General features: G+C 31.7%; 23 protein-coding genes. 11 read left to right on the top strand and 12 right to left on the bottom strand.

The window, feature by feature from the left end:
* Positions 1 to 2: 2 nt before the first annotated feature.
* Both QMD61_08735 and QMD61_08730 read right to left on the bottom strand, forming a co-directional pair.
* On the bottom strand, positions 3 to 824 hold the full coding sequence (locus tag QMD61_08735) for a bifunctional fructose-bisphosphatase/inositol-phosphate phosphatase (protein MDI6724713.1): 822 nt from the start codon (positions 822 to 824) through the stop codon (positions 3 to 5).
* A gap of 4 nt (positions 825 to 828) precedes the next feature.
* Positions 829 to 1,272, bottom strand: a complete 444-nt coding sequence (locus QMD61_08730; GenBank protein ID MDI6724712.1) for an arginine decarboxylase, pyruvoyl-dependent — start codon at positions 1,270 to 1,272, stop codon at positions 829 to 831.
* A gap of 253 nt (positions 1,273 to 1,525) precedes the next feature.
* Here QMD61_08730 and QMD61_08725 point away from each other — a divergent pair, with 253 nt between their 5' ends.
* From QMD61_08725 to QMD61_08695, 7 genes are all read left to right on the top strand, one after another.
* Positions 1,526 to 1,915, top strand: coding sequence for a translation initiation factor IF-5A (locus QMD61_08725; protein MDI6724711.1), 390 nt, complete (start codon positions 1,526 to 1,528; stop codon positions 1,913 to 1,915).
* A 77-nt stretch (positions 1,916 to 1,992) separates the two neighbouring features.
* On the top strand, positions 1,993 to 2,871 hold the full coding sequence (gene speB / locus QMD61_08720; protein MDI6724710.1) for an agmatinase: 879 nt from the start codon (positions 1,993 to 1,995) through the stop codon (positions 2,869 to 2,871).
* Positions 2,872 to 3,091: 220 nt separating this feature from the next.
* On the top strand, positions 3,092 to 4,327 hold the full coding sequence (locus tag QMD61_08715) for a TIGR00300 family protein (protein ID MDI6724709.1): 1,236 nt from the start codon (positions 3,092 to 3,094) through the stop codon (positions 4,325 to 4,327).
* Positions 4,328 to 4,458: 131 nt separating this feature from the next.
* Positions 4,459 to 5,526: an NAD(P)/FAD-dependent oxidoreductase gene (locus QMD61_08710; GenBank protein ID MDI6724708.1), complete on the top strand. Its 1,068-nt coding sequence runs from the start codon at positions 4,459 to 4,461 to the stop codon at positions 5,524 to 5,526.
* 33 nt (positions 5,527 to 5,559) lie between these two features.
* Positions 5,560 to 7,167 carry an adenine deaminase gene (gene ade / locus QMD61_08705; GenBank protein ID MDI6724707.1) on the top strand — a complete coding sequence of 536 codons (1,608 nt, stop codon included), beginning with the start codon at positions 5,560 to 5,562 and terminating at the stop codon, positions 7,165 to 7,167.
* A 28-nt stretch (positions 7,168 to 7,195) separates the two neighbouring features.
* On the top strand, positions 7,196 to 8,083 hold the full coding sequence (locus QMD61_08700; protein MDI6724706.1) for an MBL fold metallo-hydrolase: 888 nt from the start codon (positions 7,196 to 7,198) through the stop codon (positions 8,081 to 8,083).
* Positions 8,084 to 8,384: 301 nt separating this feature from the next.
* Positions 8,385 to 9,524: a histidine kinase dimerization/phosphoacceptor domain -containing protein gene (locus QMD61_08695; protein MDI6724705.1), complete on the top strand. Its 1,140-nt coding sequence runs from the start codon at positions 8,385 to 8,387 to the stop codon at positions 9,522 to 9,524.
* An 8-nt stretch (positions 9,525 to 9,532) separates the two neighbouring features.
* Here the strand turns inward: QMD61_08695 and QMD61_08690 are convergent, their stop codons facing one another.
* Positions 9,533 to 10,150 (bottom strand): DUF447 family protein, encoded by a 618-nt coding sequence (locus tag QMD61_08690; protein MDI6724704.1) that lies wholly within the window; start codon positions 10,148 to 10,150, stop codon positions 9,533 to 9,535.
* 314 nt (positions 10,151 to 10,464) lie between these two features.
* Between QMD61_08690 and QMD61_08685 the strand changes: the two genes are divergently transcribed.
* Entirely contained in the window at positions 10,465 to 11,034 is a 570-nt protein-coding gene (locus QMD61_08685; protein MDI6724703.1) for a GMP synthase subunit A, read from the top strand.
* Positions 11,035 to 11,119: 85 nt separating this feature from the next.
* Here the strand turns inward: QMD61_08685 and QMD61_08680 are convergent, their stop codons facing one another.
* The 4 genes from QMD61_08680 to QMD61_08665 all read right to left on the bottom strand — a co-directional run bounded on the left by QMD61_08680 (position 11,120) and on the right by QMD61_08665 (position 16,789).
* Positions 11,120 to 12,751 carry a hypothetical protein gene (locus tag QMD61_08680; GenBank protein MDI6724702.1) on the bottom strand — a complete coding sequence of 544 codons (1,632 nt, stop codon included), beginning with the start codon at positions 12,749 to 12,751 and terminating at the stop codon, positions 11,120 to 11,122.
* Between the two features lie 16 nt (positions 12,752 to 12,767).
* On the bottom strand, positions 12,768 to 14,378 hold the full coding sequence (locus QMD61_08675) for an NAD(P)/FAD-dependent oxidoreductase (protein MDI6724701.1): 1,611 nt from the start codon (positions 14,376 to 14,378) through the stop codon (positions 12,768 to 12,770).
* Positions 14,379 to 14,427: 49 nt separating this feature from the next.
* Positions 14,428 to 14,853, bottom strand: coding sequence for a GtrA family protein (locus tag QMD61_08670; protein ID MDI6724700.1), 426 nt, complete (start codon positions 14,851 to 14,853; stop codon positions 14,428 to 14,430).
* A gap of 535 nt (positions 14,854 to 15,388) precedes the next feature.
* Complete coding sequence (locus tag QMD61_08665; GenBank protein ID MDI6724699.1) at positions 15,389 to 16,789, bottom strand: DUF2142 domain-containing protein; 1,401 nt, start codon at positions 16,787 to 16,789, stop codon at positions 15,389 to 15,391.
* A 195-nt stretch (positions 16,790 to 16,984) separates the two neighbouring features.
* On the opposite strand from QMD61_08665, the gene guaA reads away from it, so the two are divergent.
* Entirely contained in the window at positions 16,985 to 17,911 is a 927-nt protein-coding gene (gene guaA / locus QMD61_08660; protein MDI6724698.1) for a glutamine-hydrolyzing GMP synthase, read from the top strand.
* A gap of 368 nt (positions 17,912 to 18,279) precedes the next feature.
* Here guaA and QMD61_08655 read toward each other — a convergent pair whose 3' ends face one another.
* Positions 18,280 to 18,831 carry a cysteine hydrolase family protein gene (locus QMD61_08655; GenBank protein MDI6724697.1) on the bottom strand — a complete coding sequence of 184 codons (552 nt, stop codon included), beginning with the start codon at positions 18,829 to 18,831 and terminating at the stop codon, positions 18,280 to 18,282.
* A gap of 56 nt (positions 18,832 to 18,887) precedes the next feature.
* Between QMD61_08655 and QMD61_08650 the strand changes: the two genes are divergently transcribed.
* Positions 18,888 to 19,529: a methyltransferase domain-containing protein gene (locus QMD61_08650; protein MDI6724696.1), complete on the top strand. Its 642-nt coding sequence runs from the start codon at positions 18,888 to 18,890 to the stop codon at positions 19,527 to 19,529.
* An 8-nt stretch (positions 19,530 to 19,537) separates the two neighbouring features.
* Here the strand turns inward: QMD61_08650 and QMD61_08645 are convergent, their stop codons facing one another.
* The 4 genes from QMD61_08645 to QMD61_08630 all read right to left on the bottom strand — a co-directional run bounded on the left by QMD61_08645 (position 19,538) and on the right by QMD61_08630 (position 22,125).
* Positions 19,538 to 19,873, bottom strand: a complete 336-nt coding sequence (locus QMD61_08645) for a cupin domain-containing protein (GenBank protein MDI6724695.1) — start codon at positions 19,871 to 19,873, stop codon at positions 19,538 to 19,540.
* A gap of 9 nt (positions 19,874 to 19,882) precedes the next feature.
* Complete coding sequence (locus tag QMD61_08640) at positions 19,883 to 20,455, bottom strand: GNAT family protein (protein ID MDI6724694.1); 573 nt, start codon at positions 20,453 to 20,455, stop codon at positions 19,883 to 19,885.
* A 23-nt stretch (positions 20,456 to 20,478) separates the two neighbouring features.
* The gene (locus QMD61_08635) at positions 20,479 to 21,105 is read right to left on the bottom strand and encodes an SGNH/GDSL hydrolase family protein (GenBank protein MDI6724693.1); all 627 of its coding nucleotides are present in this window, start codon (positions 21,103 to 21,105) and stop codon (positions 20,479 to 20,481) included.
* A 132-nt stretch (positions 21,106 to 21,237) separates the two neighbouring features.
* Entirely contained in the window at positions 21,238 to 22,125 is an 888-nt protein-coding gene (locus QMD61_08630) for an alpha/beta hydrolase (protein ID MDI6724692.1), read from the bottom strand.
* A gap of 138 nt (positions 22,126 to 22,263) precedes the next feature.
* Here QMD61_08630 and QMD61_08625 point away from each other — a divergent pair.
* Positions 22,264 to 23,025 (top strand): hypothetical protein (locus tag QMD61_08625; protein MDI6724691.1); only part of this gene is annotated, 762 nt, incomplete at its 3' end.

Here is a 23,025-nt window from a genome sequence, read left to right as displayed (position 1 = left end):
CATCAGACCCCCATCATATTAACTATGTTTTTATGAATATTTAAATTACATGCTGCGATTACAGAAGTCCTTTCCTTTACATTTAATGGGTTGTTCAGAATTTCTCCTTTTTCATCAGTAATAATTCCCCCTGCTTCTTCTATAATCAGTTTTGCAGCGGCCATGTCTATTATTCTTATGTTTCCTCTAATATCAAGAAAAGCATCATAGGTTCCATCTGCAACATAACTTAATTCTATAGCAATAGATCCCAGTAACCTGATTCTTTTTACGGTATTGCAGATTTTATCCATTTTCTCCATTTTTACTCCGCGTATATAGGTCCCTATTGATGAAAGGGTGATTTCTTTTTGTTTTGAAGGAATTGAACTTTTCCCGTTAATATAGGATCCATGTCCTTTAAAAGCCTCATAAAGGTCTCCTGTTGCAATATTTTTTACAAAACCCATTTTAATATCATCTATAATAGAATCAGAAGGGGTGGCTATTGCAATCGATATTCCATAAGCAGGAATATTTTTTATCGCATTTGCAGTGCCATCCAATGGATCAACTATAAAAATAGCTTCAGATGAGCCATTACCTATTTTAAGTTCACCTATTTCTTCGCTTATAAGTTTTACAGCTTTTCTGGTGTTTTCTAATACTTCAATAACTTTTTCTTCTGCTACTTCATCAATCAGTTTAGTAGGAGTACCATCAGCACCCATTTTAACTACTTTACCTGCCTTTTTACTGCCAACAAGTGGAGAAATGGATTTTTCAACTTCTTGAATTATTTTGTATGAAATATCTCTCCAAAATTCCATATCTTCTTTTTTCATATTTTTACTCCAGGTAAACAATAGCAGCGACCACAGATCCTTCTTTTTGTACTGTATGGTTTATTTCTTCTACTATTATCTCTTTTATTTCCATTTCCCTTATTTTCATCATTTCTTTTACCATAAATACGGCATTTTCTCTTACTTCCTCTGGATCTTTATTTACATCTGAATGTTCTACCACACATCCAAAATCATCGGATGTTGCAACAGCTATTACAGCAGTAATAATGTCTCCCTCCTTGTCAGATGTTGCATGAGCTAAAACACAATTAATCATGTCTCCGGGTTTAAGCTGTGGAAGTTCTACGAATTTTGAATCTGCTGGAATTATACTACTTACTTTAATTAGATTTACGTCCCCTATTCCTGCATCTAATAAAGCATTGTCGAATGCATTGAGTTTACTGGGACCTTCTGCTTTTCCTGATGTTATTGCTATTTTCATGACTTATCACTTAATATTTAAATATTGAAAAAGATAAAGCTATTTTATAAGATTATTTGATCGTTTATCATAGTAGATAACTTAACTTTATGAGTTTTGGGGTCACCTATAAAACGTTTATAATCATAAATAACTAAAAATATTTTTAGGTTCTAAGATTAAAGAGCTGAATTAATAAATAATAATGTTTATGTTTAATATATTTTTAAACTTATATAAGTTCTTTAATACTGTTAATTTGGAGGTAAATATTATGTCAAAGAAGGTTGTAGAGGTAAAAACCTTAAAAGTTGGTAAATATGTCATATTAGATGGTGAAGCATCAAAAATTTCAAGTATCCAGACATCATCCCCAGGAAAACACGGCGCTGCTAAAGCTAGAGTTGAAGCTATTGGAATATTCGATGGTCAAAAACGTAGCCTTGTTAAACCTGTTGATGCAAAATGTGATGTTCCAATAATTGATAAGAGAGTAGGACAGGTTCTTGCTTTAATGGGAAAAGACGTTCAACTTATGGATCTTGAATCTTATGAAACATTTGAATTACCCATCCCTGAAGATCTGAAAGATCAGATTGTTGAGGGCGCAGAAGTTGACTACATCGAAGCGATGGGTAAACAAAAAATCATGAGAGTCAAATAATTGAATTGCAATTACTGCAATTACTTATTTTTTTAAATAAATTTTATTTTAGGAGCATTTAAGCAATAGTTGATAAAATGCTTTTTTATACACAGAATCCCCTGCAGTTTGCGTTTTCAAAGAGGGGGGAAGATGATGATCTGGTGAATCTGGATAAAGGATCCAAAAATTTTGGTATAATTGGAGTGCCCTTTGATAGCACTTCTACTTATAAAACAGGTGCAAGGTTTGGTCCAAAGGCTGTTCGCGAAGCTTCTTATAATTTTGAAAGATATAATATGGCTTTAAATAAAACATTAGATGTTTCTCTTTTTGATTTTGGAGATATTGAAGTTATTCAGGGTAATTTCGATAAAACCTGTAAAATGATAGGTACAACAGTATCTGAACTTTTAGATAAAAACATTACACCAGTAGCTATCGGCGGCGAACATACAATAAGTTGCGCTGTTTTAAAAGTTATAGATGCTGAAGATATCACCGTTATTCATTTTGATGCCCATATGGATTTAAGAGATGAATATATGGGAGAAAAATATTCCCATGCAACTGCAATGCGCAGAATATTTGATTTAAACCCTGAAAAAATAGTCCAGATTGGTGTACGTTCATGTTCAAAAGAAGAATTAAAATTTGCAGAGGAAAATGATATAAATTATTTTATGTCCCATGAGGTTAATGAGGACATAAAGAAGGTTGAAAATGCAATTAAAAGCATTGAAGGGCCTTTATATGTAAGTGTAGATATGGATGTGTTGGATCCGGCTTATGCTCCAAGTGTTTGCACTCCATCTACATGTGGATTGAATCCTTTCCAGCTTGAAAGCCTGATTTATTGTCTAAATGGGAAAAATGTAGTTGGATTTGATTTAGTGGAAATTTCATCAACTGAAATTGGTGATATAACTTCAGTTAACGGTGCTAAAACTATCCATGACTTTTTATGCACACAATAAAATGAATAATTGTTTTTTGATTTTATTTATATTTTAAAATTTATATATCATGATCAATTAATAAATAGTCATATCAAAATTGAATAAAAATAATTTAAAATCCTTTTATTAAGGAAATCTATAAAATCCTATTAAATTCAGGGTTCTAAAGCAAAATGATTAAAGTTTATTTAAATTTAAATATTTTAATTGTTCAGTACATTTGTCAGGAGATGTTATAATGAATACAAGAGAAATTAAACTTTCAGGACATATAATTGACTCTTTAATTCTTCCAAAAACCCTTGATCTTATAATGGACATGGGTGGAGATTTTGAAATTCTGAATTTCCATGTAGGAAAACATAAAAAGGACATTAGCCATGCCCATATCAAAGTTATAGGAAAAGACACCGCTCATTTAGGCGAAATACTTGATGAACTGAGTGAAATCGGTGCTGTTATTGTTGAAATTAAGGAAGTAGAACTCCAGGAATCCCAGAAAGATAAAACACTTCCTGAAGACTTTTATTCAACCACGAACCATCCTACATATGTTAGATATGATGGAGAATGGATAGATGTTGAAGATATAGAAATGGACTGCATGATAATAATGGATTTAGACAGTAAAAGAGCACTGTGCAGACCAATAGGGAAAATAAAGAAGGGAGATCTGGTTGTTGTTGGGAGAGAGGGAATTAAAGTTATACCTCCAGAAAGACCAAGGGGCAAAAAAGGTGTTTTTGAGTTCATGTCCAGTGAGGCCTCATCAGAAAAACCAGTAAGATCCATAATAGAAAAAATAGCATCAGAAATCAGAGAAATTAAAGAAAAAGGTGGTAAAATTGCCATAGTGGCTGGACCTGCAATTATTCACACAGGATCAGCACCAATCCTGGCCAGAATGATAAGGGAAGGAATAATTGACATTTTATTTGCTGGAAATGCCCTTGCAACCCACGATATTGAAAATGCCCTCTATGGAACATCTCTTGGCGTATGCACAAAACACGGAGAAGCCGTTGTTAGGGGACACAGACATCATATTTATGCGATTAACGAAATTAACAAGGCTGGATCTATAAAAGAAGCGGTTGAAAAAGGAATACTAACAAGCGGAATAATGTATGAATGCGTAAAAAATGACGTACCATTTGTGCTTGCAGGTTCAATAAGGGACGATGGACCTCTTCCAGATGTTATAACCGATGTAATAGAAGCACAAGATGAAATGAGAAAATATGCACAGAACGTTGACATGGTAATTATGATTGCAACCATGCTTCACTCAATAGCAACAGGTAATATACTCCCATCATATGTAAAGAGCATATGTGTTGATATAAACCCTGCAACAGTCACTAAACTTGCTGATAGGGGAAGCGCACAGGTTGTAAGTATAGTAACTGATGTTGGGGCGTTTTTACCAATTCTGTACGAAAATCTTGAAGGATTGGAATGCATCAATGATTGAATATCCATATTTCAATTCTTTTTGTTTTTAAATTTATTTTTACATAATCTTTGATACAAATACAGTTTTTAAATCTTCTTTTTAACATTTAGCTAAAATTTATTAATTTGTAATAATAATATTATTATCATATGGATAAAGTTAAAATTTTAGGTGCAGGTCCAGCAGGTCTATCTGCAGCCATAAATCTTGCCAAAGCAGGTTATAATGTAGATATTTTTGAAAAGAATGCTGATGTAGGTTCAAGATTTCACAGAGACTTTCAAGGACTTGAAAATTGGTCTGATAGGAAAGATACGCTTGAATTATTTAAAAGTATGAATATTGATGCTAATTTTAATTATAATTCTTTTTTAGAGCTTAAAATTTCCAATGGATCCAAAATATGGGATTTTAAATGTAACCGACCTGCATTTTATCTTGTAAAGAGAGGATCAAAAGAGGGAACTTTAGATGAAGCATTAAAAAATCAGGCTATGGATTTAGGGGTAAATATTAGCTTTAGGGAAACAATTCCTGAAAATGAAGCAGATATCGTTGCAACGGGGCCAATAAAAAGTGAAATTTGCGCTGTGGCAAAGGGGATTACTTTTGAAACTTCTCATGAAAACCTTGCAGTGGGGCTTGTTAATTATACTTCTGCAAGGAATGGTTATTCGTATCTTTTAATTGCTGATGGGCAGGGTTGCATGGTCACTGTTCTATTCGGCGATTTCAGGAATGCAAATTCATATTTTGAAAAAACAAAGAGGATTTTTAATAATAAATTTGATTTGAACCTAAAAGAAGTGGGAAAAATGGGAGGTATAGGCTGTTTTTCCAATAATAATGTCTTTAAGAGGGGAAAAAGTTTATATGTTGGTGAAGCTGCTGGATTACAGGATTTTCTCTGGGGATTTGGAATAAAATATGCTGTAACTTCCGGATATCTTGCTGCAAGAGATATAATTAATGGAGAAGATTATAAAAAAACTGCAGAGGAGAATTTCAGGGAAAAATTAAAGGTAAGTCTTGTTAACCGTTATTTATGGGAGAGATTGGACTTTATGGATTATTCATTCATAGTAAACAGGATTCATGGGGCAAAGGATCCTTTAAAATTTCTCAATTATTTCCATAATTCTAATTTTATTTACAGATTGATTTATCCAGTTGCTTTGGGTTATATGCGGAGAAAATATAAGATGCTGAGATTATAACTAATTTATTCATTCAAAAATGGGGTAATTATCATGATCAGAGGCAATTTAGTTGATGTATTTACTGGAGAGATCTATCCAGCAGAAATAATAATTAAGAACAATGTGATAGAATGCGTGAAGCCAGTTGAAGGTAAATTCAACCAGTATATTTTACCGGGATTTATAGATGCACATATACATATCGAAAGTTCAATGATTACTCCTTCAAGATTTGCTGAAACTGTTGTGCCTCACGGAACAACTTCTGTTGTATCTGATCCCCATGAAATTGCAAATGTTGTGGGAACCCGCGGAATAGAATACATGATTAAAGATGCCGTCAGTGTTCCATTGAATGTTTTTTTCACAGCCCCCTCTTGTGTTCCTGCAACACCTTTTGAAACTTCAGGAGCAGTAATCAGTGCAAAAGAAATAGATATGCTGCTTGATATGGATGAAATAGTTGCTTTGGGGGAAATGATGAATTTTCCAGGAGTTTTAGGTGATGATCCAGAAGTCATGGCTAAAATTGAAGCAGCCAGAAAACATAAAAAGCCAGTTGATGGCCATGCACCCCTTTTAAGCGGAAAAGACCTTTGTAAATATATAAGAGTTGGAATATCAACTGATCATGAATGCACAATTCCTGAGGAAGTAAAAGAGAAAAGAAAGCTTGGAATGAAGGTAATGCTCAGGCAGGGTTCATCTGCCAGGAACTTAGAGAACCTAATTGATGCTGGTGGAGATTTCATCATTTCAGATGATAAACATCCAGAAGATCTCCTGAAGGGACATGTTAATTTAATGCTAAAAGAAGCAGTTGAGTTAGGTTTAGATGAAATTGAAGCAATTAAAATGGTAACCCTTAATCCAGCAACTCATTATAATTTGAATAGAGGGTTAATTGCTCCGGGAAAAGCTGCAGACATAGTTGTTGTTGATGATCTTAAAAATTTCAATGTAAAAGAAGTTTTCATTGGTGGAAGTAGAGTGGCAAGCAATGGTAAACCTCTATTTTCAATTGAACCATTAAAACTTCAAAGCACATTTAAATTGAATTATAAAAAACCAGAAGATTTTGAAATCACATCGGGCAAAAAAGAAGAAATAGTAAGAGTAATAAGGACTATAGAAGGACAGCTACTTACAGAAGAATCTGAAGCAATATTACCAGTTGTAAATGGTAATATAGAGCCAGACATAGAAAACGATATTCTAAAAATAGCTGTTCTTGAAAGATATGGTTATAATAGAATGACTAATGCATTTATTAACGGCTTTGGGCTTCAAGAAGGATCAATAGCTTCAAGTGTTGCTCATGATTCCCATAACATAATTGTAGCTGGAACAAATAGTGAGGATATGGCAGACGCTGTTAATAAACTTGTTCAAAACAAAGGAGGGCTTGTTGCAGTATCAAAAGGCAAATATTATTCATTGAATCTACCAATAGGAGGGCTTATGAGTACAGGAACTGCTGAAGAAGTTGCAAACAAACTTAAAAAATTACATGATGTCTTAAAGGAAATGGGATGTAAACTCGATTCACCTTTCATGACCATGTCATTCATGGCTCTTCTGGTGGTTCCAAAGCTCAAAATCAGTGATATGGGATTATTTGACGTTGAAAAGTTTGAATTTGTTGATGTAATGAAATAATGATTATATTTTAGATTATGGTGACAAAATGAAAATAATACCTCTTGCTTTTGAAAGTATGGGCGTAAGATCCATGTCCACATACGTCGAAACTGATCAAAAAATCCTAATTGACCCTGGAACATCTATTGCCCCTAAAAGATTTGGCTATCCGCCATGGAAAAACGAATTTGATGCACTATATCAAACAAGAAATAGAATAATGGAATATGGAGAAATTGCAGATATTATTACCATCAGTCATTATCATCATGATCATTATACTCCATTTGAGCTTGGAAAGTTTCTTGATTCATCTCCTAAGGCTGCAGAAAAGCTATATCAAGATAAAAAACTGTTTATAAAACATCCCACTTCTCAAGTTAATAAAAGTCAGCAGAAACGAGCTAGTGACTTCTTAAAGAATTTAGAAAATTTAAACTGTGAAGTGTCTTATGCTGATGGTAATTCGTTTGAAATAGGAGATACGATGCTTAAATTTTCAAATCCGCTCTCACATGGTGGGGAAGGAAGCAAATTGGGCTATGTAGTAACTCTAACCATCAAATGGGATGGAAAGAGCTTGATGCACGCCTCTGATGTTCAGGGACCTATTTCAGAAGAAGCTAAACAGGCCATTCTTGATGAAAAGCCAGATATTTTGATATTAAGTGGCCCACCTATTTATCTTCAGGGGTTTGCCATTGAAAAAGCTCAAATAGAGAATGCAAGAAAAAATCTGATTGAAATATCAAATAAAATACCGGAAGTCGTTGTGGATCATCATCTTTTAAGGGATCTCAGATGTTTTGATTTTATAAAATCGGTGAAAGAGGAATCTGGCGGTAAAATATTGGTTGCATCAGAGATTATTAACAGAGAACCTTATTTATTAGAAGCAAGGCGAAAGGAATTTTATAGAAGTAATAACTTATAAATTGGGATTGTTATTCTCCAATTACTTTAAATTCAAAAAAATATTACAAAGTGTCCATCTTATTAAATAAATATTTTTCTATTTTGTTTTAAATCCATTATTTTAAGTAATTAATCAACTTAATGATTGATTGAATAAAAATAAGTATTTTCATTTATAAATGGGCTAAAATAGGTTAAATTTTTAAATAAAAACTAAATAAAATTTTATATAATAATAAAAGCGCAAAAAGTAGTCATAATTGTAAATTAATACTATTAAATAACTTTCTATTATAAAATAAGTGTATATGGATGATAGAATGGATGGTAAAATTATTAAGGTTCTTTTAATTGAAGACAATCTTGCAGATATAGTACTAATAAAAGAAATGTTAAAAGAATCATTGAATACTACTTTTAAATTATATGATGCCCATTATCTTGATGAAGGGCTTAAATATCTTGAAGAAAATGAAATAGACGTATTATTACTTGATTTAAACTTGCCGGATAGTCAGGGACTTGATACATTTCAGAAAGCAAATGAAAAAGCACCAAATGTCCCTATAATAATATTAACAGCATTTGATGATGAATATACTGCGGTTGAAGCAGTCAAGGAAGATGCACAGGATTATTTAACTAAAGGAAAGGTAGATAGTGATCTTCTCACACGTTCTATATCCTATGCAATTGAACGTAAGCAGATTGAGATTGAACTGAAAAAATATCAGGAACATCTAGAGGAACTGGTTAAAGAACGTACAAACGAGCTCCAAAAATCAAATGAGAAACTAAAAAGAGAAATAAAGGCACGTAAAAAGGCTGAAGAAGAAATTAGAGCATCACTTAATGAGAAAAAGATACTTCTTGAAGAAATCCACCACCGCGTCGAAAATAATTTAATTACTGTTTCAAATTTAATCGGGATGGAATATACGCTTACTGACAAAGAACCAATTGAAATATATCAGGAAAGCCAGAATCGCGTAAAAGCAATAGCACTGATCCATGAAACACTCTCAAAATCTGAAGATTTTGCAGTTATTGATTTTGCCAGATATACAGATGAACTGGTCAAATATCTCTTTAAATCTTATGCAATTGATCCAGATCTTATTAAAGTGAATATTGGAATAAATGGAATCTTACTTGATATTGACACAGCGATTCCATCGGGTTTAATCTTAAATGAGCTGATTTCAAACTCATTGAAACATGCATTTAAAAATAAAGTTCATGGAGAAATAAATGTCACACTCTCTTTAAATCATGATAATTTTGAATTAACAGTTAGTGACGATGGTATTGGTCTTTCAGAAGAATTAAATTACATATATGCCGAAACTCCTGGACTACAGCTGGTTAATACTTTGGTAAGGCAGCTTGACGGCATTATTGAACTTGAAATTAATAACGGTACCACATTTAAAATTACATTCAGGGATTTTAAACCATAAATAATAACTTATCTATTTTCTAAATACTTTAAAATTCGATTCATAGATTCTTTATGGTCTGTTCCTCCAACACGATTTACAAGTCTGGACATTTCCTTAATCCTATCAGAATAAAACTGTGCAGTGGTTTCATCTACCAGTTCTATCCTTGAAATATATACTAGAGATTCTATTATGGCAAAAATAGCCCTGTTTAATGGTTCGAAATTCTTTTCTTTAATAATTACATCCTTTACATCAGCTTTTATAATATATAACCGTGATTTACCTATTTTATCTTTTTTTTCCACTTCTTTAATGCTTTTTACAGTTGCAGTAAAAAAGGAATCAGCGCTTTTAATATAATAACTATCATTATATTTTTCAAAGTAATGTGAAGATAAATCTCCTATAGTGCTATCAACAAAAATGAGAGGATTTTTTGTGATATTAACCACAAAATGTGAGTTTAATTTTATATTTTGAAGTGTATGGGTCCCTTCATACAAGTATAATACAATTTCCATTTTATTTTTACAAATAACCCCTATGGGTGCAGCATTGGGCTCACCTACATCATTATTGGTGGTTATAATAGTTTCGTACAGTAATCCATTTTCCATTCCAAGAGAAGTGAGATCTTGCATTATTTCACCTGTAGTATCTATCAGTGGGTTTATAAATTATTTAAAAATAATTAAAGTCTAAAAATTTAAAAAAATATTTTAGTATGTGTCCCTATTCTTTAAATATATGTATATAACATAGGCTATGACAAGTACAATGATTATTGGTAGTAACCACCAGATTATATTAAATAGAATCACTGCTAGTATAATAGCTATTATTATATATACAATATCTTTAAGTTCCATATATAAAAATTATAATTTAATATATTTATACATTTCTGTTAATAATAACGTAAATTATCAAAAAAAGATTAATCAGAGGATATATTATGAAAATACTTGTTGTAAACAATTATGGGCAGTACAATCACCGAATTCACAGAACCCTACACTATTTAAAAATTCCTTCAGAGATAATACCTAATTCAACATCTATTGAAAAAATAAATGAAAAAGAACCTATGGGCTTGGTTCTTGGGGGCGGTCCTTCTATTGAAAGGGCTGGAAACTGCTTTAAATATGTAACTGAATTAGATTATCCTATTCTGGGCATCTGCCTTGGCCATCAAATAATTGCAGAGGCTTATGGTGGCGAAACTGGTGCAGCGGGGATTGAAAGCTATGCAAAAATAGATTTAAACATAATAGATGAGAACGATATTTTCAAAGGGCTTGGAAACAGGATGAAAGTTTGGGCTTCACATAAAGATGAAGTCAGAAAACTCCCAGAAAACTTTAAAATACTGGCAAACTCTGAAATTTGTGATATTGAAGCCATGAAACATGAAAATAAGCCAATTTACGGTATACAATTCCATCCAGAGGTCTACCATACAGAAAATGGCCCTAAAGTATTTGAAAACTTCTATGGAGTGTGTAAAACGTATTCAAAAATTTGAATAAATAAAATGGCTTAAATAAATCATAAATATCCTTAAAATGGTTATATATTTTCAACTACAAGGAGCATAGAATATATAAAATCTATTTTAAGCTCTTTGGACTGATTATGTAGTAATAATAATTATTGTCCTTTATTAAAGTTGCATTATCAAGAATTTCCCAATTTCTGGTTTTATTTAAAAATAAAATAACCACTCTATAATCGCCTTCAATGTTTTTTATTTTCTCTTTTATTTCATCGGTTGAATTTACTTTATAAACTCTTTTCATTGAATATGAAATAATTTGGGGCGGATTCATGCGTACTTCAAAGTCTGGAGAAAATACTATGTCATTATAACCTACATTCTTATTAATAGAATTCCCTAAAAGTTTAATATTATCATTTACATCTGGAAAAAGGTTTGTTTTATCAGGATTTTCATAAACTACTAAACCACTAACCATAGTTAAACATAATAAAGATAGAATTAACAAACCACTTATTTTACGTCCTTTTAGATTATTATTAATGAATTTAGAATGTTTAAAAACTAAATACAGTAAAAGTGGAGTAAAAACAAAGGGAATTGTCGCATAAAGAACAGAAAATTTAAGTACTGAAAATTCATGGAAAAAAGTGTGATCTTTAAATGTTAATATTTGCAAAAAACAGGGTATGGCCAATATTCCAATTATATACAAAGTATTATTGATGTCTTCATATATTTTTTTATTTCTAAGATATCTTAATATCATGAAAAGAGCTATTATGCTACATATTATTAGGGAAATAAGAAGAATGCCGGTGAGCATTGCCCCATAATCATTGAAAAGATGGCTTTGCAGTTTACTGACGAAATCAGTTATACGTGAGCCGCCAGTCCTAAGTAAACCCTTATCTATTGTTTGATTTATAGTTCCTAAATATAACAATTGCATAATAAATAAAGATAGTGATAGAATAGCAGGAAGCCAGTATTTTAAGCTTTCTTTTAAAAAACTATAGATATTTATTTCATCAATCATTTCTCTATTAAAGATACGTTTTAAGTACACTACAAATGCTATAAAAATGAAAAACCAATCTGTTAAAATTCCATAAAACATTATTATGGACTGAAAAATACTTAAAGCAGTTAAAATTTCCTTACTTTTTGTATAACTTGATATAATTATTTCAAGAAATATAAAACTCACAAATGGTAAAATGACAGCCTGATCTGCGAAAAATACATTTTGATGCCAATAAAGAGGACCAGGTAATAGTAACTCCAGCAATATTGGAATGGTAGAAAATATGAATGCGCTGATTAAATCTAATTTAAGCCTTAAAAAAGTGAAAAATACTATTAGAGACAGTAAAAATGCTATTAAAAAATGATTTAATAGGTTGTAATCCATTACTAGCAAAGGTGTAGGTTCAGAACCTTTTATTTCACTGATTATATATATGGGAATAATTGTTCCTGGGGGATATGATGTGTATGGTTTCCTGCTGGATAATGTGTTGAATTCTATAGATTTTGGATTATCCAGCATGGCAAATTTAAGGCTTATAGGATCTTCTATGTACCAATTTTTACTGTATTTTACTGTACTTGCTGTAAGCCATTGATGATCTTCATTACTGAGTCCATCTACTCTCCAAGGTTCTCTTAATTCGAGGGTATATTGAAATACAAAAAATGTGATTAAAAATAATAGGAAAATACAAATTAGTTTAAATTTCATGTGATCACTGATTAATTTATTTTTCTTCGTGATATTCTTCTTCAGCGTTTATAAGCCAAAGATTATCTTTGGAATTTACATTATTAATAATATTTTCAACTGCAGTCATTGCAGTAAGCATTGAATGGTCCATATTATTATATCGGTGCATCCCATTTCTTCCTATTAAAAATAGGTTTTTAAATGCGTCAGTATAATTCTTAATTTCATCAAAATTCTCATAAGCTCCGAAATAAGCTGGATATGTCTTGGGGACTCTGATAACCACGTTGTCTAATACATCGTCTTTATCGATAATATCAATTTTTTCAAGTTCTTCTATTGCAAAACTTGCAAAATCATCATCAGTCATATTCCATAATTCATCACCTTCATTACAGAAGTATTCAAGGCCTATCCATGATTTACTATCATCATTTACAAGATATGGGCTCCAATTATTAAATATTTGAAGTCTACCCAGTTTAACATCTCTTTCCTGTATGTAGATCCAGTTATCAGGGACTATATTATTAATGGTTTTCTGTTTTGTTTCATTTTTTATTTTAAGTTCATTTAAGAGCAATCCTACAGTAATAAAGTCACGGTACATTAATCCATTTGCAATCTCTTTAATACCGTCAGGAACATCGTTCATGGAATTGATCAGATCTTTTACAGGCATTGTTGAGAAAAAATAATCACCTTCTACAGTTTTGATTTCTCCACTTGAATGATCTTTTACTTTGATCTGCTTTAAATTTTCTCCATTATGTTTGATTCCAACAACTTCCTTCTTGAAATGTATTTCCCCACCATTTTCAGTGATGATCCTAGCAACTTCTTCCCACATTTGTCCGGGACCAAATTTAGGATACATAAATTGTTCAATTAGACTGGTTTCAACCTTTTTTTGTTCTATAGATGAATCATTCGAGAATTTACTTTTAACTGCATGGACAACAGCTTTGGTTATGGATAAACCTTTTATTCTCTGAGCACCCCAATCAGAATTTATTTCACAGCAATCAATTCCCCAAACTTTTTCTGTGTAATCTTTAAAGAAGGTTAAATAAAGTTCCTTCCCGAACCGGTTGATAAAAAAGTCTTCAAGTGATTTTTCCTTTTTAATAGGAGATATGGATGTTTTAATATAACTTAAACCTATCTTGGCAGTTCGCAACATTCCAAGATTAGAAAAAGTGTTAAAATTAAGTGAAACAGGATAATCGAAGAAACTTCTAAGGAAGAATATTCTTGAGAGACGACCACGATTCAGCATTACTTTGTCTTCTTTTTCAGGATCAGGAGCTTTAATTTTAACTGGTTTATTATTGCCTATTTCTCTTTTAAGATATTCTTTAGAAATTGGAATTTTTCTTCCAAGTAAGATATCATCTTTTGCTGGTGCTCCCTGTAGTGGCAGGATATTCTGCCACCATTTCATAACTCTATCTGATTTAGAAAAAAACCTGTGTCCACCAATATCAATCCTATTGCCTTTATAATTTACAGTTTTCGAAATCCCTCCAATATGTCCGCTCATTTCATAAATAACTGGTTTAATATCAGTTTTATCAAGTAATTCATAGGCAGCGGTTAATCCTGCTGGTCCTGCACCAATAATAATTGCTTTTTTTTGACTCATATGATCTTCCTGATGAATTAATTATAAATTAGTTGAATTAATTGTATTTTTATCTAAATAAAGTAATTTTTCTTGCAGAGAAATTCCAGAATAAGATTAATGCAGCAGCAATGATTTTTGAAAGAAGATAATACATGTCTACATAATCAGTAAATAACCAGATAAATATTTCATTTAAACCTAATCCTACCACTCCAATTATGGCAAAAACCGTAAATTCAGACCACATATTATTTAATGTACGGCTATTGAATACCCAGGTGACACTTAATGCATAATTTGCCATTAAACCTATTATGAAGGCCAATGCAGCAGAAATAAGGTAATATACGCCAAATATGTCTGTAAATGCATATAGTGACACAAAATCAACTACAAATGCTGCTCCTCCAACAAAAATATAGCGAAAAAACTGGATGTGGGTCTTATCAGTTTGATTTTTTATCAATTTATCTATGGTTTTTTCGTTGGACATATGTTCACCAGTAATAAAAAAATTATTATTTATCATAATATGGGGTCTGTTGTGTATAAGTTTTTTCGATTGATGAGAAAAATGTTTATTTGACAATTAATGATTTTAGAATCATAATTTAAGCATAAACTCTTTAATAGATTGAATTATAACTTTTTTTACTTTATATTAGCTTATGTAATATAAGACTTTTTAATTAATAAATTAATCACTGAACATTAAGTAAAATTTTATAATAATCTATTTTATGATCAATAGAAGTAAACCATTTTATATGAAATAAATAGTCAAAAAGTTATTAATAATACTTACTTTGAAGACCATTAATTGTATATTTTTGTAGTTTTGACTTATTATATGAATATAATAAAAATATAATAAATATTTCATTATTTTGTAACCTTAAGATATTTATTCATTGTTTATCTCTTTTTAAGGATATAGTGGGGGTTTAATATTTATAGAATATGTCTATTAATATTTTATATGATTTCTCCATATGATTGGTACTTAATAAATAAATTTTTTACAATTATTAAATATGGTATCTTATTATGAAAATTAAGAGGGTGATTGACAGATAAATAAAGACATAGCCCGTGATTATTAAATTTAAATTATTTCTAACAATTGAGGGGATTTTTTTGTCAAAGTCTTTCAAATAGCTCCATTTATAAAATAAAATAAACAGCAGGGGCAGTACCGGGATAAAATATCTACCCTGAATACCATCAATAGTATTCTGCCCTACAGGAGTCCATGAAAAATATACAAAAGCGCATAAAAGTATGGAAGTCATAATAAAAATAATAAAAGATATCAATTTATGTTTAAATCTTACTTCGACATCGCATTTATCTAATAACGATACAGGAAGTATGGTAAAGAGATATATACCTATCCACCAAACCGGGAGGGGAATATCCAGCACAAAGTTACCTACAAACAAAATCTGATAAGAAAGACCAAGCTGCAGAAATGTGTTTAATACAACAAAAGGAAATCTAAAAGGATCGCCTAAAATATATAAAATCTGACCTAAAACGGATATCTGGGGCACTATAGGGACATAAAGGTCTTTAACAAGAAAACTCCATAATCCAGTAATCAATAATATAGATGAAAATAAAAATGCGCTTACAATAATCATTTTTTTCCTGCTACCAAATTTTTCTAAAGGAATAAGAAATACCAGGAACAATAAAATAAAATAAACCTGTTTAGATAATGCTAAAAGCAGTAAAATTATAAATAAGATGTATATATCCTTTAAATTGATTTTCTTTTTATAATCGTCCAGTGCAATATTAAAAAAAACTGCAATAACTAAAAAAGATAAACCAAGCATAAAACTATCTGCTGAAAGAGAAGCGACCTCAAATAACGTTACTGGAATAAATGAAATCATAAAGAAAACCCATTTATGGACAGGAGTGATTTTTATAGCATAGTATGTTAATAAAACCCATGCTAGTAAGTTTGCTAACCTCCCTAAATACATTAAGAATATTGGAGATAAATTAAACAGTTTTCCAAGGCTAATGGCAAATCCAGACACTATATAAGGGACAGGTGAATATGTAACCACAGCTATCCGTGATATGTCTTCAAAAACCAGGTATTTACTCTTAAATGGAACATAAAAAAGAGATGTTAAGTTCATCTTATCCCTATTCTCAATAAAAGAATACCATTCATCAGAAACAATTAGAGATGTTATTCGAACACTTTCAGGTACATATACTCCTGATTTATCTCCCAATTTCTCAGGAACTATATGGCCTTCACTTACATATATCGCCCGGTAAAAATGTTCATATTCGTCGGGAACCTGAAATGCAGGGGTGGCAAAAAGAAAACCAATCCCATAAATCAATCCTATGATAAGAAAAGCAGTATGAGGGTTTATATCTCTGAATTTACTTATCATCGACATATATTTTAATTCTGTTTTTTAATTTATAAAAAAATGATCGAATGATTAAGTAGACCTAATTTTTGAATACTAAAAGATTATAAATATTAAAATTGATATTTGAATTTGAGAGTATATTTTATTGCCATATTTATTAAAAATATATTAAAAATAATTTAAAGTTCAAGAAAATACAATTTTTTAGGTGAAAATAGAATGCTTAACCCATCTGATTTTATAAAAGAGTCAATCGAAAATATTAAAAAACAAATAGGGGATGAAAAAGCAGTTATTGCTTTATCTGGCGGAGTTGATAGCTCTGTCGCATCAGTTCTTACTTCTGAAGCTATTGGGGATAATCTTATAGCTATATTTGTTGATCATGGACTTCTCCGTGAAGGGGAAGCTGAATATGTGCAGAAAACATTTGAAAAACGGTTGAATTTTGACTGCATTGATGCTAAAGAAGAATTTTTAAAGGAGCTTGAAGGTGTAGAAGATCCTGAAGAGAAACGTAAAATAATAGGTGAAGTTTTTATAAGGGTCTTTGAAAGAGAAGCAGAAAAAATAGGGGCTAAATTTTTAGTTCAAGGCACAATAGCTCCGGATTGGATAGAAAGTGAGGGAAAAATTAAATCTCATCACAATGTTGCATTACCTCATGGGCTGGTTTTAGAGCTTGTAGAGCCCATAAGGGAACTTTACAAAGATGAAGTGAGAATAATAGGTTCTGAACTTGGTCTTCCTGATGAAATGGTTAACAGGCAACCTTTCCCCGGCCCGGGACTGGCTGTACGGGTTGTTGGAAAGTTAACTAAGGAAAAAATAGAAATATGTAGAAAAGCGAATGCTATAGTTGAGGAAGAAGTTAAAAAAGAAGGATTGGACGCTACACTCTGGCAGTACTTTGCTGTTTTAACTGATACTAAAGTTACAGGAGTTAAAGGGGATATAAGAGACTTTGGATATCTTGTAGTGCTTAGAATGGTTGAATCATGGGATGCTATGACTGCTCATGTGCCTGAACTTCCATGGGAAATGATTAGAACAATTTCAGCCAGAATTACGGCGGAAGTTCCAGAAGTAACCCATGTATCACTTTCAGTTAGTGATAAACCACCAAGTACAATTGAATTTGCTTAAGAATTTTATATTATTAATTTAATTTATTTTCATCTAATTTTTCTCTTTTCTATCATATTCTTGTGTGAGAAAATGAAAGATGATGTGATAAAATTCGAAATCTTTGATTTCGATGCAGCAAATCGAAGATTTGCATGTTTAATTTCGTAACCGTAAAAATTGAAATTTTCACATGCTTGCAAAAACTGAAAGTTTTGCAGCCGAGAAACATGGTTTCTCATGCCCAAAACATTTTTTGTGTGCGAATCTTAAAAAATCGAAGATTTTTTTTATAGAAAAATACAAAGTATTTTTCTAACTTCGATTCAGCACGTCAAAATCCTATGAATTTTGACAGTGTTTGAGGCTGTCAAAAAATTTCAATTTTTTCAGGGTTCTATTTTTCCAATCCATTCGTCAGTTTTCATAACTTTGCTGAATCTCATAGTTTGTGTGATTAAAATTGCTTTATGCAAGTTTTGAGCACTTATTTCCCCAGCAGAGTTAGATATATCAAGTGTTCCAGTGGCATCACTTAAAAATTCAACATTAAAGCCCAGATGCATCGCCTGTCTTGATGTTGTATCACAGCACATCTGTGTCATATATCCGCAAATTACAACTGTATCTATGTTATTTACATCCAAAAAAGACTTTAGTTCCGTTCCTGTGAAGCTTCCGGGTAAATTTTTCTCTATAATTTTATCAAAATCTCTTTTAAGCACTCCTTCATGGATATCATGTTCATCAGTACCTATTTTAAAAGTAGCTGCCTCTTTATCAAGATTCGAATGTTGAACCAAAATTACAGGAATTTCCATTTTATTTGCTGAATCTATCGCTTTAAGAATATTTTGAAAACTGTTTTCTGGATAGGTAACTGGTAATTTACCAGTAAAATACTCATTCTGTACATCGATTACAAGTAATGCTTTTTTCATAATACTCATATCTGATGATATAAAATATTAATCTAATTAAAACTTGAGGAAAATAAATGAAAATTCCCGATCAAAAAGAATACTGGAATAAAGTAGCTGAAGAAAAGGAATTTCCAACGCCTTTTCAGATGGAAGAGTTTAAAAAGTATGTTTCAAAGGAAATGAAAATCCTGGATGTAGGTTGTGGCTATGGAAGAACATTAAATGAACTTTATAATCAAGGATTCAAGAATTTAACAGGTATAGATTATTCACAAGGTATGATAAACAGAGGATTAAGACTTCATCCTCATTTAAACCTAATTAAGAATGATGGAAATACCATACCTTTTCCAGATAATGAATTTGATGCTGTAATTCTTCTTGCAGTCTTAACTTCCAGTTATAAGGATAAAGAGCAGAAAAATCTAATTTCTGAGATCTCCAGAGTTCTAAAAGAAGATGGAATTTTATATGTCAATGATTATTTATTAAATCAAGATGAAAGAAATCTAAAACGTTATAAAAAATATGAAAATAAATATGGGGCTTACGGCATTTTTGAACTTCCAGAGGGGGCTGTTTTCAGACATCATACTAAAGAACATATTTTAAAATTAACAAAAGATTTTAATGAATTAATATTTGAAAATACTGTTTATGATACTATGAATGGCCATAAATCCAATGGTTTTTATTATGTTGGGAGGAAGAGGTAAAATAATAATTATTTTGGAATATAATCTTCTCTAATTGGAGAAAAAATTTCAATGGCAATGGAGTCTTCCAGTGTTTCAGCCCCATGCTCTGTATTCCCTGGAATTGCCCAGCTATCACCTGGCTTCATTTCATGCCTGTTACCTCCAATAATCAGTATTATGTGGCCAGAAACAAGATAACCTGTTTGTTCTTCAGGATGGCTATGCATAGGTAAAATTTTCCCTTTTTTAAGTATAAATTCTGTTAATAGTGTATTATCACCGTAAACGAGTGTTTTTCGTTTAATTCCATTAAAAACGTCGATGTAACCATCTTCATCTGTTTTTCTAACTTTATAATTCATAATAATCACTTAATCTGCCTTATTTTGAGAAACCCAGTCCTTTTTTAACAAAGAATAAATATTTTCGTCCCAGTACTGATTATTCCAGTACCCATATTCCCTTAGAATCCCTTCCTTTTTAAAACCAAACTTTTTAAGTAGATTTATTGAGCGAACGGCTTCTGGAACTGTGAAAGCTTCAATTCTATTTAATTCCATAACATTAAATCCATATTTAATGATTTCTGACAGTGCTTCACTTGCATATCCATTTCCCCAATATGTACGCCCCAATTCGTATCCTATCTCTCCACGAGAACTCTTTTTTACCCAGCTATTAAAACCACATGTTCCAATAACAGCATTATCCTCTTTTCTCACAATTACCCAGCGAATACCTTCTTTTCGGGGAAAAAGGCTTTTTAATAGCCTGATCATATTTAATGCTTGTCCGATATTAATGAAAGAGTCTATATTCAAATATTGTGTTACTTCGTCATCTGACCAGTAGTGGAATAGAGTTCTAGCATCATTTAGATTAATTTCACGTAAAAAAAGTCTTTTTGTATTAATATTGGGAAACTTATTTTTTGTTATATTCATGTTATCTGCCTTGTGAACTATTATTATAAGATTTTTCCAATAATTTTAGAAATTTCATGCCCTAATTTAACATGTTCTCCAGCATCGAGATGAATTCCATCAATATCACTGGTAACAACAACTTTTGAAGAATCTAAAAAGTTACAGCCATATTCTTCTGCAACTTGCTTATAATGGTAACTTAATTGACGTGATTTGGGCTTCCCATCTTTAAATTCTTCGGTAAAATCAGATAATTCTTTAATATGTGGGGGTGAAACTAATAAAAATTTTGGAACACCGCCACCGGGTCCTGACTCGCTTTTTAAAATGATATTTACTAAAACACGAATACCTTGAGCAATTTCAGCTGCAGAAAGAGAAAATCGCATTTTAAGATCATTTGTACCTAAAAACAGTATTACAAGATCTATAGGCCGATGTGAAGCGAGACACGGAATTAGATATTTCTTACCGTTTTTGTATCCTCCATGTAGAGGATCATCCCAGACAGTTGTCCTGCCGTTCAAACCTTCTTCAATAATAATGTATTCATTACCTAAATCGTGCTTTAAAACCTGAGTCCATCTTTTATCCATGGCAATTCGATTACCTGTTGCAGGGTCATAGCCCCATGTTAGAGAATCACCGTAACACAGAATAGTTTTCATGTTCTTCCTCAAATTCTTTGAATTTTAGAAAATGCGCAGCATTTTTTAACATCCAAAAATCTATAATTTTTATGGATTTGGGTTCAGAAAATTAAAGATTTTCTTCAACCTCAAAAAAGCATGATATATCCATTATATTGATAATATCTTCTTTATATATATTCCAGCATTTTCAAGAGCTTCCTGTCCCTCTGGAATATTTGAATAAAACATCTGGAAACAATGAAACATTCCTTTCCATAATTCAAAGGTTATTTTAACATCTGAATCCTTTAATTTTCCATGAAATTTAATTATATCATCTAGAAGAAGCTCATGGCTACCTGCCTGGAGCATGATTGGAGGTAATCCCTTTAAATCAGCATAAATTGGAGAAGCCAGCATGTTTTTTGGATCTTCACCTTTCAAGTAAATTTTTCTTAAATTATCAAGACTTTCTTTCGTTAACCAGTCTTTTTCCCGGTTTGTAATCATTGATTGGCCTTGAAATGTCATATCTACTGCTGGAGACATGCAAACAGCAGCTGCAGGAAGTTTAACTCCGTTATTGCGTAAAGATAAAAGTGTAGATAAAACAAGGGTTCCACCAGTAGATATTCCTGCAAGAACAATTTTCGATGAATCAATTCCCTGTTTAAGAAGCCACAAATAAGATATAAGACAATCTTCAACTGCTGCAGGAAATTTATGCTCAGGGGCGAGTCTATAGTCAATACTTAAGACAGGAACACCTGATAAATCTGATAGTTTTCCGCATAAATCTAAATGATCATTTGTAGAACCAGTTATGAAACCTCCTCCATGAAAAAAGAGTATCACATGGCCATCAATAACTTTTTCAGCACAGATTTTAAGGCCATCTATTGTACCTAAGACCCGTTTTTTAACATATAACTCTTTATCTGACCTTAATTTAAGATATAAATGCTCAAAATCTTTTCTAAGCTGAAATATATTTCCTCTGCTTAAAGAAATAGTTTTATTGATAATTTGTAGAATTTCATCTGGAGAGTTGTTCATAACATCCCTTTTTTATTTATAAATCACATATAGGTTCTTTTTATTTTAATTCCACTATAAATAATTCATTGTTTAGTGAAAATTACTTTTCATCCGCTCTCATTACTTTTTTATTAAAGAATGTGAATATATATGAACATGATTAAGGGCAAAGAAGCTTACCTTAAAAAGCTTACAGCTAACTTGAATGTTAAATCTGTGGACGTTGGTAGGGAACTTGACGGCAGTACGCCACCATCTATTTTTATTGGAAGCTGGAACTATCCTAAAGTGTATGCAGGACCAATGATTGCCCCAATACAGGGTGATACATCTATTATGGACATGCCCGAGTCATGGATTCCAAATCAGAAGACACAGGAAGATATAATAGGTTATAGATTAAGCCTTGTCAGGGGAAAACAGACAGTAGGCATACAGGATCTTGATAATTCTTTTGTTGAGAAATTACAGGAAATATCTCTTTCATCAACATCCATTGAAAGCGAGGCCGAATTTGGCAGCCGTCCACGAGGTCTCTCATTTAGTGATGAAACTGCTCCACATGGTCCAAGTGCGCTAATTGAAAAATTTGACATTGAAAGTGTTAAATGGGATCATCAACTGGAAAAAGTGTATTATGACACTGATTTTAAGGCTGCTGAAGCCACAATTGACCTTCACAGTAAAGGAGTTCCTTTTTCAAGTATACAGAAGGCTTTTTCTGTTGGAACAATGGGAATTGAAAAAAACAGAAAACTTGTACCTACCAGATGGTCAATTACGGCATGCGACACGATACTAGCCGATAATTTACTTAAAGAAGTCAGAGGTTACGATATACTGGACACTTACCGTGTCTATGAGTTCAGCAGTTTAAATAATTACTATGCAGTACTTCTAATCCCTACAGAATGGCAG

Source organism: Methanobacterium sp. (genome assembly GCA_030017655.1).
GTDB lineage: Archaea > Methanobacteriota > Methanobacteria > Methanobacteriales > Methanobacteriaceae > Methanobacterium_D.
This window is presented reverse-complemented; position numbering and strand designations above follow the sequence as displayed.

What these genes read in the sequence shown, in the direction of transcription:
- QMD61_08735 (MDI6724713.1), bottom strand. Translation starts at nt 824, where the DNA reads ATGAAAAAAGAAGATATGGAATTTTGGAGAGATATTTCATACAAAATA.
- QMD61_08730 (MDI6724712.1), bottom strand. Translation starts at nt 1,272, where the DNA reads ATGAAAATAGCAATAACATCAGGAAAAGCAGAAGGTCCCAGTAAACTC.
- QMD61_08725 (MDI6724711.1), top strand. Translation starts at nt 1,526, where the DNA reads ATGTCAAAGAAGGTTGTAGAGGTAAAAACCTTAAAAGTTGGTAAATAT.
- speB (MDI6724710.1), top strand. Translation starts at nt 1,993, where the DNA reads ATGCTTTTTTATACACAGAATCCCCTGCAGTTTGCGTTTTCAAAGAGG.
- QMD61_08715 (MDI6724709.1), top strand. Translation starts at nt 3,092, where the DNA reads ATGAATACAAGAGAAATTAAACTTTCAGGACATATAATTGACTCTTTA.
- QMD61_08710 (MDI6724708.1), top strand. Translation starts at nt 4,459, where the DNA reads ATGGATAAAGTTAAAATTTTAGGTGCAGGTCCAGCAGGTCTATCTGCA.
- ade (MDI6724707.1), top strand. Translation starts at nt 5,560, where the DNA reads ATGATCAGAGGCAATTTAGTTGATGTATTTACTGGAGAGATCTATCCA.
- QMD61_08700 (MDI6724706.1), top strand. Translation starts at nt 7,196, where the DNA reads ATGAAAATAATACCTCTTGCTTTTGAAAGTATGGGCGTAAGATCCATG.
- QMD61_08695 (MDI6724705.1), top strand. Translation starts at nt 8,385, where the DNA reads ATGGATGGTAAAATTATTAAGGTTCTTTTAATTGAAGACAATCTTGCA.
- QMD61_08690 (MDI6724704.1), bottom strand. Translation starts at nt 10,150, where the DNA reads ATGCAAGATCTCACTTCTCTTGGAATGGAAAATGGATTACTGTACGAA.
- QMD61_08685 (MDI6724703.1), top strand. Translation starts at nt 10,465, where the DNA reads ATGAAAATACTTGTTGTAAACAATTATGGGCAGTACAATCACCGAATT.
- QMD61_08680 (MDI6724702.1), bottom strand. Translation starts at nt 12,751, where the DNA reads ATGAAATTTAAACTAATTTGTATTTTCCTATTATTTTTAATCACATTT.
- QMD61_08675 (MDI6724701.1), bottom strand. Translation starts at nt 14,378, where the DNA reads ATGAGTCAAAAAAAAGCAATTATTATTGGTGCAGGACCAGCAGGATTA.
- QMD61_08670 (MDI6724700.1), bottom strand. Translation starts at nt 14,853, where the DNA reads ATGTCCAACGAAAAAACCATAGATAAATTGATAAAAAATCAAACTGAT.
- QMD61_08665 (MDI6724699.1), bottom strand. Translation starts at nt 16,789, where the DNA reads ATGTCGATGATAAGTAAATTCAGAGATATAAACCCTCATACTGCTTTT.
- guaA (MDI6724698.1), top strand. Translation starts at nt 16,985, where the DNA reads ATGCTTAACCCATCTGATTTTATAAAAGAGTCAATCGAAAATATTAAA.
- QMD61_08655 (MDI6724697.1), bottom strand. Translation starts at nt 18,831, where the DNA reads ATGAAAAAAGCATTACTTGTAATCGATGTACAGAATGAGTATTTTACT.
- QMD61_08650 (MDI6724696.1), top strand. Translation starts at nt 18,888, where the DNA reads ATGAAAATTCCCGATCAAAAAGAATACTGGAATAAAGTAGCTGAAGAA.
- QMD61_08645 (MDI6724695.1), bottom strand. Translation starts at nt 19,873, where the DNA reads ATGAATTATAAAGTTAGAAAAACAGATGAAGATGGTTACATCGACGTT.
- QMD61_08640 (MDI6724694.1), bottom strand. Translation starts at nt 20,455, where the DNA reads ATGAATATAACAAAAAATAAGTTTCCCAATATTAATACAAAAAGACTT.
- QMD61_08635 (MDI6724693.1), bottom strand. Translation starts at nt 21,105, where the DNA reads ATGAAAACTATTCTGTGTTACGGTGATTCTCTAACATGGGGCTATGAC.
- QMD61_08630 (MDI6724692.1), bottom strand. Translation starts at nt 22,125, where the DNA reads ATGAACAACTCTCCAGATGAAATTCTACAAATTATCAATAAAACTATT.